Source organism: Paenibacillus sp. W2I17 (assembly GCF_030815985.1).
In the GTDB taxonomy this organism is placed as follows: domain Bacteria; phylum Bacillota; class Bacilli; order Paenibacillales; family Paenibacillaceae; genus Paenibacillus.
Genome location: NZ_JAUSXM010000001.1, coordinates 3,382,553 through 3,394,591, shown reverse-complemented (window position 1 = coordinate 3,394,591; position 12,039 = coordinate 3,382,553). Strand labels below are relative to the sequence as shown.

The following is a 12,039-nucleotide window of genomic DNA, read 5'->3' as shown; positions in this document are numbered from 1 at the left end:
GTTAAGGATACCAGATGCACGATATCACCAGAGTCAATAAGGAAGTAAGAGTCTTTAATTTGCAAAATATGGAACAAACAAATCTTATAAACCATTATAATGATGTTACTTAATAAAGAGGGAGGATTTACTTTGGATCAACGAGATATTAATAATGTAGATCGTTATTATAGTGACACATTGCCACCACCACCTTATGTAGCACCAAAAACCAATAGCAAATCGATTGCAGCTCTTGTCTTGGGTATACTGTCCCTCATGATTCCATACGTGGGATTATTGATTGGTATTGTTGCTATCATCATTGCCTCCGTGTCGCTCAAAGAAATTAAGAACCGCATGGAGCAGGGGAGAGGATTAGCCATTGCTGGCCTTGTCTGTGGAATCATCAGTGTAGCTTTATATGTATTACTGATTGCGCTCGTACTGTTATTTACTTTCGCTATCTCGAGTTCTGATGTGTACTTTACATATTAGGTATAGAATCGATGCTAGTAATCACTAGAAAATCTGGGTAGACCGGTTAACGAATTCTTTTTCTCAATGCATTTTCCTCCAAAGTAGTAGAAACGGTTGATTTTGCGGTACCCATTGGCGATTGAGCATTATCAAGAAAATGCTTACCCTTGGCTCCATGCAAGGTAATTTTCTAAGATTTTTAAACCAAAACTTTCTGAAGAATCTCGACTAGATCGAATATCAAAACTAACAAAAGAACAAAGGCATATCTCTTTACGCCAGACTTGCTGTCATTCAGCGAGTCAGGACAGGGGGTATGCCTTTACCTATTTTAATTTATCTGTATACGCATCATGCGTGAAGTGCGACTTCACTGCTGACGTTTTCGTTCTCCGTGGTGCGATGCATCAGGAAATACGTTAAGGTTCCTCCGAGACCAATCACGGCGAAGATGCACAGAATACCAATCTGATCCCAAGCCACGCCGAACTGTCCACTTGAGATGACTGCTTTATAACCCGTTACCGAATAGGTCATAGGTAGCCATGGATTAAACACTTTCAGCCAATTTGGAATCAGTTCGAGCGGGAAGGTGCCTGCGCTGGTGGTGAGCTGGAAGATCAGCATCAGAATCGCGAGGAATCGTCCCGGATTCTCCAGCCAAGTCACCAGTGCCTGAATGATGTACATGAAGCTTAGACTGGTAACAAAGCTGAACAAGAGGAATAATGGAACGCTCTGAACATCCAGACCCAAGCCGTACAAGACCAGCCATGAAGCAAGCAGGGACTGCACTGCACTCATGAGTGTGAAAGCCAGCGTTTTACTCACAAAACGATTCCAGCCACTTGCTTCACTAACCGTGCTGCCGCGTGTTGGCACTACCAATGTGGCAATCAATGCGCCGACAAAGAGCCCAAGTGACAGGAAGTATGGCGAGAATCCTGTACCATAGTTGGGTACCTCATTATATTTATGCTCATCGACCTGAACAGGCTCTGCATACATGGTTACGAGTTCATCGGTCTTTTTTACACTACCCGTCTGCTCAGCCGCTTCATTCAACTTGGTGGCAAGTTCGCCAGAGCCGTCTGTTAGCTTAAGGGTACCTTCTTTTAACTGACCAGCACCTTCATCCAGCTTATGTGAGCCATCTGCAAGGGTTGAGATTCCATCAGTGAACTGGCTTACACCCGCAACCAGCTTGCCTGCACCAGCATCCAATTGACTTGAACCATCCGCAAGTTTGGCTCCTCCAGCGGCTGCCTCAGATAATTTGGAATTGAACTGTTGTAAACCAGTCGCAAGCTTTTCTTGTCCGACGGATAATTGCGTGGCTCCTTGTACCAGTTGTTGTTCACCCTGTACCAACTGGCTGCTGCCTTGATGCAGTTGTTGCTGTGCAGCGTACAGGTTTTGACTGCCTGCGACCAATTGCTGTCCGCCTTGATACAGCTGTTCGCTGCCCGTAGCTACGGCTTGGCTGGCTGCCAGGAGTTGCTGCACAGCAGGACTTGCGGCAAGTTCCGGACTCGCTTCGGCTAATTGGGCAAGACCTTGCGCAACCGCTTTGGCACCCTCGCTAACTTTGCCACTGCCCTCAACAGAACTTTGCAGCCCAGCAGTCAGCTTTGCACTGCCTTCCTCGGAAGCCGCCAGTCCTGCATCCAGCTTGGCTGTGCCTTCCTGAACAGATTGAAGGCCAGCCTGTAACTGTTTGCCACCCGCTTCAGCCTGCAATGCTCCATCACCCAGCTTCGTGCCTGCTGCTGCCAATTGAGACAGGCCACTGGACAGGGCACTCGCGCCAGTATGAAGATCACCTATGCCATGGGCGAGCGTAGTCGTACCTTCTTTTAACGGAACTACGCCCGTTTCCAGCTTGTCGGTGCCTGCCGCCAGTTTGGACAGGTTCTCTTTTAATGTAGCAGCACCCTCATCCAGCGTGATCGCACCATCATGAATCTGACCTGCTCCATCCCCGGCATCTGCCAAACCACCAGAGATTTCTTCGACCTGATCCAATAGCGTTTCAGTGTACGATTCTGTGACTTTGGCAGCGACTTTGGAACGAATTTGTTTGACCGCCGTGCCGCCAATCTGACCCGCGAGGAAGTTATATCCTTCATTGGGTTCATAGATCAGGTCTGCCGGCTCAGGGTGCTCATCCATCAGGGTTGTTGCTTTGGTGGAAAAGTCCTCCGGAATCACAATCGTCATATAATACGTGTTGTCTTGCATACCTTGTTCTGCTTGTTCACGAGTCACGAATTGCCAGTCGAAATCATCACTTTTTTTCAATTCATCGACCAGATTCTGACCGACCTCGAGTGATTTGTCATTGTAGACTGCACCCTGATCCGTGTTGACCACGGCTACAGGTAATTCATTCATTTTGCCATAGGGGTCCCAGAATGCGTTCAGGAACAGGCCACTATACAGCACCGGAATGAACAGTACAACGAGAATCGGAATAAATACTTTTGGTTTTTTAAAGGTGGACTTCAGATCCTGCCCAAACACGTGGAATGATTTCATCATGTTCTCTCCCTATCCTTACGCTAATCCGTGTGTTCTATCTCTATTAGGTTTTGAATCTAGTGGCATGCCTTTCTCTAGGTGGGGGATAAGCCATTCTTGAGAAAGAGGCCCACAAAATCCTTGATCTGATCTTTGTGCAACGTAGGATGCGCTTTGTTCCAATCTGAGGTTAAGGTGACATACAGCTTCAGCAGGACAAAAGAAACCAGCTTGGGATCATCTCTGCGAATCTGCTCTAATTCCATGGCACGGCTCACTTGACGCTCCAAATATTCGAGAATGGCTGTCTCCACTTTTTGTAGACCTTCTTTGGCCTGTGGTGTACCGAACTCGCTAACCTCCTGAAAGAGCTTGATCAACAGCTCATGTTCCTCCCGATACTCCAGCAAAGAATCCATACTCATATGCACGTTATCCAGAAACGAATTCTCTTCCTTCACCGTCTGCTCTGTAATCTGTCTCATATCCGCAATGATTGAGCGCAAAATCTCGCTGAACAGTTCTTCTTTATTTTCGAAAAAAGTATAGATCGTTCCCTTGCCCACATTGGCAAGTCTCGCAACCTGCTCCATCGTTGTGGCCTTGTAACCAAACAGGGCAAAGGATTTCTCGGCAGAGTCCATCACCTGTTGCCTTCGATCTATCGTTTTCATCACATATACACCTCCTTGTAGGTTGAAAGGCTAATGGTAAGGTAAGTCCTTTATTGACCATTTTACTATTATGGTCAGTTGGTCGTTAACAACTGTAGCACTTGAACAGGGAAGGTGGATGTGATCTTTGTCATAATAAAAGCTTGTAGAGGGAGAGAGGACATCTTACCAGATTTCTTGCATTAAAAAAGATGGTACATGACTAAGAAACTAGTCACTATACCATCTTTTGTTTGTAATTAGTAATGTAGGAATACATTTTAGTAAATCAACCCTTTTAATCAGGCAGACAGGTAAAGAATGATTCTTAATGTTATTGTCCTCCTGTGTTAGTAGCCCATACAGGATACCATCCTTTAGCTATATTCTTTGTGTTATACAGAACTAAATTTCCATCATTTTGCATGATTAGCAGGTCGCCCACAAGATTTTCAGGCACATTTCCCGGGCCATACCACGCATTGGCCCATGCCTGATTATCGGATGTCCAGTAGGGGGTATTGCTATAGTCCGTCAATTTCAATCTACCGTTGTATTGATCTATTATTAGCATATTTATTCTTAGATCTTTGACGTTGGTATTCCATAACAGAGTTTTATTGCGCACATTTCTTAACTCAAGAACTCCAAAGCCATTTAGTCCCATTATATATGTATTGTTGTTCGAGACTAACCGCCCTGCAGTGTGCATGGTGTCAGAAACCGTAAGTCTTTCTTGGAACGCAAATGTTGTTGAGGAAAAAGGGAGGAGCAGTAGGAACATAGCTAAACTGAGCAAAAATGTCTTTTTCATGATATCCTCTTTTCTGGTTTTATTTGCTAAATGTAGAGTAACTATATCATAGTAAAGTTTTAAAATATATTATTATTTCCATAAATAAAAATAAATTGAATTTATAGAAAATGAAACTTTCAATTGTTAACCTGCGTCCAAAATCTAAGAGCCAGAGTCCAGCAATTATGAAATACTGTCTGTTAAATGATACCGGGAAGTATAGAACTAGAACCTAACCCACCTACCCTGGTAACAACAAAAAACCAAGGCTTTGAGTGTAATCACTCATGAGCCTTGGTTTTTTTTACTGTGTCGTATTCTTGTTATCTGTTTCGTATTGCTTCTATTCTGCGCGTACTTTAAAGAATGAGATCAGTTCTTGCAGTTGCTCGGATACAACCGAGAGCTCATCGGAGGCACTCACAATGGCTGCCATGGAGGCTTCCTGCTCATCAATTGACTGCTCAATTTGTTTACTGCTGCTTGCTGCTTTGCTGACATTGGCAGACAGTTCATCGGCCGTGGCAGACATTTCCTGTGTGCTTGCCGAGATTTCTTCAGTAGAACTGGAGATATCCTGAATCTGGTTTGCAACTTTATTCGTAGCAGTCAGAATATTCTCGAAGAATACACCAGTCTCTTGGGTAACTTCCAAGCCTTTGGTAACTTCCTTGGAACCCAACTGCATCGCTTCGGAAGACTGCATGATATCCCGTTGAATTTCTTCAATTAACTGTCGAATTTGCTTCGCTGATTCCTGCGATTGTTCTGCCAGGTTACGTACCTCGCCTGCAACCACCGCAAAACCTCTTCCTTCTTCACCTGCACGGGCTGCCTCGATTGAAGCGTTAAGTGCAAGCAAGTTGGTTTGTCCGGCAATCTCTGTGATTACGTTAACAATGTTGCTAATCTGGTTCGAGTTATTTTCCAAAGACTGAATCGAGTTTGATGTATTTTGCACCGCACCGGAGATCAGGCGCATCTGTTCAATGACTTGTTGCATCACCACATTACCTGTGCTGGAGCGCTGCTCCATGCTGAGTGCTTCATCTGCCACATCGGCTGAGCTGCTGGCGATTGTCTGCACTACCGTTGACATCTCTGTCATGGCACGTGCGTTCTCCACAGTGGCTTTGTCTTGTGACACCAGTCCAGTAGATATTTCTCGAATATTGGTGCTGATGGATTGAATGTTCACATTATTTTTCTCGGAAATGCCCAGTAGTTGTTTGGAAGATTCCGAGAGGTGATGTGAAGTATTCTGTACTTTATAGATGGTTGTATTGAAGCGATGGATCATCGCATTGAACTTCTCGTTGATGACACCCAGATCATCTCGTCCGGTATCGATGGTTACGTCCAGATTACCCGTGCTGACTTCTTCGATACCTTTCATCAGATTGCGGATCGGAAGCAACGTTCTTTTCAGCAAAATGAATTGCAACACCATGAACAGGATCAAGAAACCGATCAGGAACATCAAACCGTACGTAAGCAGTTTGTTCAGGCCTTTTGGAACGGCACTTGCATCTACATCGAAGTAAAGAGCAGCGTACATGGAGCCATCTGCGTTATTAATCGGATAGATCAGAGTGGTCCAAGTTCCGTACTCATCCGTGTAGAAATCACTGAAGGCAGGCTTTCCGTCCTTTTTCATCTGTTCCAGCACTACGACGTTATTCTGAGGCAGCGGGTACATGGCACCTGCAGGCAGATTACCCTCCTCGAATGGTTCCAACAGGTTTGTTGGAATCGCGATGATGGACGTTCCGTTTCCTTCCTCAAGTTCTGAACCAAAAATGTACGCTTGCGCGATGTTTGGATAGAATTCATGGATGGAATCGAGATAAGTTTTCATTTCCAGCTGTACAGGACCGGAGTAGCTTTTTTCCTTAGCCGCTTCTGCCACTTTGGCAGTGTCGAGATCATCGTACCATTTCTGGGTGATGACGGTAGCCTGGTCGTGCAACTGTTCAACCAAGATATTTTTTTGCAATTGATACGCGGCAGTAATCAGGATTACACCGATCAACATGATGCTGCCGAATGAAATCACCAAATTTTTGATGAAGAAAGGCATGGTACTCCAGCGAAGCTTATTAAACAAGATGGTTCACTCCTTCTACGATTGTGAAAATGCACTATACCTGGATGGGATGCTATACGCTATGTAATCTAATGAATATTTAGTGAAAAATTGTTATCGTGCAACTTCTATAATTCTGATTTTTGCTGTGGTTACGTGACATTCTCTCATGCTTCAGTGTGCCTTTTGCATTGTTTCAAGTTCTACTTCACTTATAGGACCCCCAGGTAAGTTACTTCGTAGATTATATCGTTATAAAGTCATATTAATATTAGCTTTTAGAGAAAAAATGGTTCTAAGGTACTGGTTCTGTGGGTGTACTTTTCATTTTTAATCATTATTATTACGTTTGTTAATGCAAGGTTCTAGCGAGGTCCCCATTCATAAGGGGGCATTTTGGGCTTGTTTGTTATGACCTAAAGAAAACACAAGTGAACGAAAAGACAGTCCATTGTTGCCCTTCCGCAGGAACGCTAAGATGAAGTTGTTAAAGCGTTTACATCACGTAATGAAGGGAGCTTAAATCGGATGCCAGAAATTACGATCAGGCTGTATGAAGGCAGGACGGATGAGCAAAAGCAGGAGATAGTGGAGGTGTTCACACGCGAGCTCTCGCGTATTATCGATCGTGAGCCGGATTACATTTCCATCGAATTCAATGAAATCCCATGGGACGAGAACGTTCCTGATAACTTGAGAAGCACGCAATCACAGAAGCAGGGAGGGGAGAAGACGTGAAGCCGGCAGATATCGTGCCACCAAGCCGGGGTGCAACCGGACTTCACTCGTCTGGTCTGGGCGTTCGGCTCGGAGATGCGGGACGTTATCTGTGGCGATATCGGATACTATATCTACTCTCCTTACCGGGTATCCTGTATTTTTTCCTCTTCAAATATGTACCTTTATTCGGTTCAGTGATTGCCTTTCAGAACTACAACATTTTCAAAGGCATCACCGGAAGTGATTGGGTAGGTCTGGAGCATTTCCAGAAGATGTTCAGTCATTATGATTTTTTAAGAATTCTCAATAACACACTTCTTCTTGGATTATATGATCTGGTGATTGCATTCCCGGTACCGATCTTACTGGCAATTCTGCTGAATGAAGTACGGATGATTGTGTTTAAGCGTTTGCTGCAAACGATTGTATACATGCCTCACTTTCTGTCCTGGGTCGTCATTAGTGGTATCTTCATGGGTATTTTCTCAATGGATGCCGGAGTGGTGAACAAGGCACTTGGATTTCTGGGCATGCAGCCGATCTACTTCCTTGGAGAAGACTCGTACATTCGTTCTATTCTGATCGGTTCGGGGATCTGGCGTGACTCCGGGTACGGAACGATTATTTTCCTGGCTGCCATTGCGGGCATCAATCCCGATCTGTATGAGGCGGCAGAGGTGGACGGAGCTGGACGTTTGAAGCAAATATGGTCGATTACCCTGCCATCCTTGCTGCCAACGATTATGATTTTGTTGCTGCTGCACATCGGGAAGTTCCTTGATCTGGGCTTTGAGCGTGTGTTTGTATTCCTCAATCCGCTCAATCTGGAGTCTGGCGAGATTCTCGATACGTACATCTACAAAGCCGGGCTTCTCTCACAGCAATACAGCTATACAACAGCCATCGGGTTGTTCAAGTCGGTCGTGGGCTTGATGCTTATTCTACTCGGTAACTTCTTTAGCAAAAAAACAACCGGCGAAAGCCTGTATTAGGAGGCGAGATGGATGCGTACCCCCAGTGTCCGTTACCGTATATTTCGCATTGGAAATCTCGTTTTTCTTACGCTGCTCTCGTTGACGATGATTCTGCCTTTCATTAATGTGCTGGCCCAATCACTTAGCAGTTCGGAAGCGATCATGGGCGGAAAGGTTAGCTTCTGGCCAGTAGCTTTTACCTGGATCAATTATGAATATGTATTCGGCGATGCTGCCTTCTGGCGGGCCTTTGCGGTATCGGTTGGGGTAACGTTAGTGGGTACGCTGGTCAATCTCGCCGCAACGGCATCACTCGCGTATCCCGTGTCACGTCCAGAGTACAAGGGTCGCTCTCTAGTTGTCATGTTTGTCCTGGTGACCGTCGTATTCTCGGCGCCGCTCATTCCGAACTTTATCCTGATGAAGGAGCTGCATCTGGTTAACAATCCACTGGTGCTGATTGTGCCAGGAGCGATTAACGCCTTTAACTTTTTCGTCATGCGTTCGTTCTTCTCACAGCTGCCGGGTGAACTGATCGATGCCGCCCGCATCGATGGCTGTGGAGAGTTTGGCATCATCTGGCGTATCGTTATTCCATTATCCAAACCGGCTATGGCATCACTCGGCATTTTCTATGCGGTGGGCCACTGGAATGCGTATTCCACCGCGCTTTATTATCTGAATGATCCGGCCTGGTGGCCGATCCAGGTCACACTTAAGAAGCTGTTTGAGAGTGACGATATTTCCGTCGATCCGGGTTCTGCCGTCTATAGCACCCTTGCACATACATCGCCGGAAGGCATCAAAATGGCGACCATCATCATCGCCACCTTGCCAATCATTATCATTTACCCTTTCCTGCAAAAGCATTTTGTAAAAGGAATCATGGTCGGCTCCGTCAAATCTTAACTACAAGCAGCATACAGATCTGACGGAAACGGGGGAATGGCGATGTTCAGAATCTTGATTACGGACGATGAACCGATGATTCGGATGGGTCTGGCGAAGATGATTGAGCAAGCAGGTCTGTTCGATTGTGAGATCCGGCAGGCGGCGCATGGGGAGGAGGCCCTTCAGGTGGTGAAGGACTTTCGACCACACATCCTGTTCACGGATATTCGCATGCCAACGATGGATGGCATTGAGTTGTGCCGACGTTTATCCGAGCAAGGCAGTACGATGCGCATTATTGTAGTCTCCGGTTATTCAGACTTTGAATATGCAAGAGCCTGTATGGATTATGGGGTAAAGCGATATCTGCTCAAGCCAGTGGGACGACAGGAGCTTCATGAACTGCTGCTCAAATTGCTGGCATCCGAAGAGGATAAACCTAAGGTATCCCTTGTACCCGTGAGGGAGCTGAATGATTGGGCCATGCGTCTGGAAGAGGCTATATGGGAGTTAAGGCAATCCGATGTGACGGAGCTGCTCGCAGCATGGTCTGGTCGTTATCCGGCATATGCCCTGATGCCTGAGCAGACAGCGGAGCTTTTTCAGGAATTATTGGAATTGATTGTGGCCCGCATGAACGCCCGTGGCAACGGAACGATGAGTACGTCCAGTAGGATAATTGTAAGCGCTTCCTCAGAGGAGTGCTTCGAGGCTCTGGGCAACGAGATCCACACGTTAATGAAGACGATCAAGGAAAAACGCAGTGGCAAGCGCAAGCATCCAGTGGAAGAAGCAAAAGCCTATCTGGAGAAGCACTTGCGCCGTGAAGTTTCACTGGACGAGATTGCTACCAAGTTGGGCCTGAACCCGTCCTACTTCAGCCAGCTGTTCAAGCAGACGACAGGTCAGACCTTTATCCAATACCGGATACGCAGCAAAATGGAACTGGCCAAACGCATGCTGGAACAGCCGGGCAACCGGATTACGGATATATCCTACGAAGTGGGGTATGCGGATCATCCCCATTTTACCAAGACATTCAAGAAAATTACCGGACTGACCCCGTCCGAATACCGCAGTAAGTTGGGCATTGAATGATGAAGCGCAGCCTGTCGATCCGCCTGTTCTTTCATTTTGCCATCGTAATTACGTTGTCCCTGTCCGCTATTGGCTTGTTTACCTATACCTATGCCTCAACTGAGATGAACGATCAGCTGGCGGACAACATCGCCCAAACGATGCGTAATACGGCGTACCAGACCGATCTGTATTTGCAAAATTATGATCGTGCTACCTACTCCATTCTCTCGAACGGAAGTGTGAAGCACTTTCTCGATATGAATTCGGAGGACAGTTATGCCTATTACGAGTACAGCCGTCAGATTAAAAGAAACGTGTTCCCGCCTGTTTTTATGTTATATCCACAGATCAAGTTCCTGTATGTTATCGGGGAGAACGGGCGGGTTGTCATCGATGACAACCAGAATTCAGCGGGCATACCCGATATCGATGCTGCACAGCAGTATAAGGAGTTACTCGCTGCAACCCCTGCGAATGGTGAATCGACTTTGCTCACCCGCAGTATTCGCAGTGGACAGAATGCAAACGTCATTACGATTGCGCGCCGGATCAGGGGGGTGTCCTCCTATACACCAAACGGAGTGCTGGCGATGGAAGTGAATGTGCTGGAGCTTGACAACATCTGGGGAGAACTCGATCTCGGTCAAGGGGGCTATCAGTATGTGATGGATCAGAACGGAAATGTCATCTACACTCCTGGGGACGAGGAGGCGCAGACCGTGATGTCGTCCAGCACCGTGGACAGACTTATGCACATGGAGGCAGGGTCACTGGAACAGAACACGGATGGCACCAAACGGCTGTTTATATCGGAGCTGTCTGCCTATTCGGGCTGGCGCTTTGTTGCTTCCGTGCCGCTGTCGGAGCTTCAAAGGCCGATAGCAACAATCCGCTCAGCTACATTATGGGTTGGTGCAGGGACCTTGCTCGCTGCGCTTGTGGTGGCCTACCGGATCGGAGCATCTCAAGTAGAACCCATTCGTGTGCTGATGAACGGAATGAGACAGACGGAGAAGGGAATCTGGAACAAGGTGGAGATGAAGGAAAGGCGCGATGAGATCGGAGTGCTGATTCGCAGCTATAATCTGATGGTCAGCCGTTTGTCGGACATGATTGAGAGTGTATATGAGTCGGAGTTGCGCCGCCAGAAGTCGGAAATTGAGCTACAGCAGGAAGCGTTGGAACGACACCGTGCGGAATTTCAGGCGCTCCAGTTGCAGATCAATCCGCATTTTCTCTACAACACATTGGAGACGATCAAATGTTATGCCGTCGTACAGGATTCCGAAGAAATTACGCAGATGGTGGAATCGATGGCTCATATGCTCCGTTATTCCATTCAGACCAATCTGGAGGAAATTACGGTTGCCAATGAGCTGAAGCATGTGCTGGCCTACCTTTCCATCATGAAACATCGTATGGATCGGGAGCTTGAAGTTGAGGTCATCATTGCACCGGATCTATTGTTGGAAAAGATGGTTCGTCTCACCCTCCAGCCCCTGGTGGAAAATGTGCTGCAACATGCGTTTCCACGGGGCATGGAACCGGGTCATTTTATCCGCATCGATGCTCGGCGTCTGGATGATCGATTTCTTGTCATCGTTCAGGATAATGGTATGGGCATGAGCAAGGCACGTCTGGAGAAACTGCGTCGCCGTCTTGAACTGAACCGTCTGGCAGGTGAAGACACGGATGATGTTTATCACCGCGGGGGGATCGGACTTATGAATGTGCATCGCAGGATTCAGCTCGTATTTGGAGAGACGTACGGCTTGATGATGGAGAGTGAGGAAGGCTTGGGAACGACGATTACGATGGCCCTTCCGGCGGACCAGCACAGCAAGCGAATTTAATTCAGTC

The 12,039-nt window shown here is 46.7% G+C and carries 10 protein-coding genes; 6 read left to right on the top strand and 4 right to left on the bottom strand.

Going from position 1 to position 12,039, the window contains the following annotated elements; translation table 11 throughout:
• Positions 1–132 precede the first annotated feature (132 nt).
• Positions 133–477, top strand: coding sequence for a DUF4190 domain-containing protein (locus QF041_RS15080; protein WP_307414761.1), 345 nt, complete (start codon positions 133–135; stop codon positions 475–477).
• A 333-nt stretch (positions 478–810) separates the two neighbouring features.
• On the opposite strand, the gene QF041_RS15075 is transcribed toward QF041_RS15080, so the two are convergent.
• The 4 genes from QF041_RS15075 to QF041_RS15060 all read right to left on the bottom strand — a co-directional run bounded on the left by QF041_RS15075 (position 811) and on the right by QF041_RS15060 (position 6,508).
• On the bottom strand, positions 811–2,997 hold the full coding sequence (locus QF041_RS15075) for a YhgE/Pip domain-containing protein (protein WP_307416976.1): 2,187 nt from the start codon (positions 2,995–2,997) through the stop codon (positions 811–813).
• Positions 2,998–3,074: 77 nt separating this feature from the next.
• The gene (locus QF041_RS15070) at positions 3,075–3,653 is read right to left on the bottom strand and encodes a TetR/AcrR family transcriptional regulator (protein WP_307416975.1); all 579 of its coding nucleotides are present in this window, start codon (positions 3,651–3,653) and stop codon (positions 3,075–3,077) included.
• Positions 3,654–3,966: 313 nt separating this feature from the next.
• Positions 3,967–4,446, bottom strand: coding sequence for a hypothetical protein (locus QF041_RS15065; RefSeq protein WP_307414760.1), 480 nt, complete (start codon positions 4,444–4,446; stop codon positions 3,967–3,969).
• Positions 4,447–4,771: 325 nt separating this feature from the next.
• Positions 4,772–6,508: a methyl-accepting chemotaxis protein gene (locus tag QF041_RS15060; RefSeq protein WP_307416974.1), complete on the bottom strand. Its 1,737-nt coding sequence runs from the start codon at positions 6,506–6,508 to the stop codon at positions 4,772–4,774.
• Positions 6,509–7,042: 534 nt separating this feature from the next.
• Between QF041_RS15060 and QF041_RS15055 the strand changes: the two genes are divergently transcribed.
• Genes QF041_RS15055 through QF041_RS15035 form a run of 5 tightly spaced genes read left to right on the top strand, consistent with a single transcriptional unit; the run spans position 7,043 to position 12,032 of the window.
• The gene (locus QF041_RS15055; RefSeq protein ID WP_076213555.1) at positions 7,043–7,252 is read left to right on the top strand and encodes a tautomerase family protein; all 210 of its coding nucleotides are present in this window, start codon (positions 7,043–7,045) and stop codon (positions 7,250–7,252) included.
• Positions 7,253–7,308: 56 nt separating this feature from the next.
• Positions 7,309–8,226, top strand: a complete 918-nt coding sequence (locus QF041_RS15050) for an ABC transporter permease (protein WP_197997778.1) — start codon at positions 7,309–7,311, stop codon at positions 8,224–8,226.
• Between the two features lie 12 nt (positions 8,227–8,238).
• Entirely contained in the window at positions 8,239–9,117 is an 879-nt protein-coding gene (locus QF041_RS15045; RefSeq protein ID WP_074093756.1) for a carbohydrate ABC transporter permease, read from the top strand.
• A 42-nt stretch (positions 9,118–9,159) separates the two neighbouring features.
• The gene (locus QF041_RS15040; RefSeq protein ID WP_307414759.1) at positions 9,160–10,197 is read left to right on the top strand and encodes a response regulator transcription factor; all 1,038 of its coding nucleotides are present in this window, start codon (positions 9,160–9,162) and stop codon (positions 10,195–10,197) included.
• Complete coding sequence (locus tag QF041_RS15035; RefSeq protein WP_307414757.1) at positions 10,194–12,032, top strand: cache domain-containing sensor histidine kinase; 1,839 nt, start codon at positions 10,194–10,196, stop codon at positions 12,030–12,032. The genes QF041_RS15040 and QF041_RS15035 overlap by 4 nt, the downstream gene beginning before the upstream one ends.
• The last annotated feature ends 7 nt before the right edge of the window (positions 12,033–12,039 follow it).

What these genes read in the sequence shown, in the direction of transcription:
- QF041_RS15055 (WP_076213555.1), top strand. Translation starts at nt 7,043, where the DNA reads ATGCCAGAAATTACGATCAGGCTGTATGAAGGCAGGACGGATGAGCAA.
- QF041_RS15070 (WP_307416975.1), bottom strand. Translation starts at nt 3,653, where the DNA reads ATGAAAACGATAGATCGAAGGCAACAGGTGATGGACTCTGCCGAGAAA.
- QF041_RS15065 (WP_307414760.1), bottom strand. Translation starts at nt 4,446, where the DNA reads ATGAAAAAGACATTTTTGCTCAGTTTAGCTATGTTCCTACTGCTCCTC.
- QF041_RS15040 (WP_307414759.1), top strand. Translation starts at nt 9,160, where the DNA reads ATGTTCAGAATCTTGATTACGGACGATGAACCGATGATTCGGATGGGT.
- QF041_RS15035 (WP_307414757.1), top strand. Translation starts at nt 10,194, where the DNA reads ATGATGAAGCGCAGCCTGTCGATCCGCCTGTTCTTTCATTTTGCCATC.
- QF041_RS15075 (WP_307416976.1), bottom strand. Translation starts at nt 2,997, where the DNA reads ATGAAATCATTCCACGTGTTTGGGCAGGATCTGAAGTCCACCTTTAAA.
- QF041_RS15045 (WP_074093756.1), top strand. Translation starts at nt 8,239, where the DNA reads ATGCGTACCCCCAGTGTCCGTTACCGTATATTTCGCATTGGAAATCTC.
- QF041_RS15060 (WP_307416974.1), bottom strand. Translation starts at nt 6,508, where the DNA reads ATGCCTTTCTTCATCAAAAATTTGGTGATTTCATTCGGCAGCATCATG.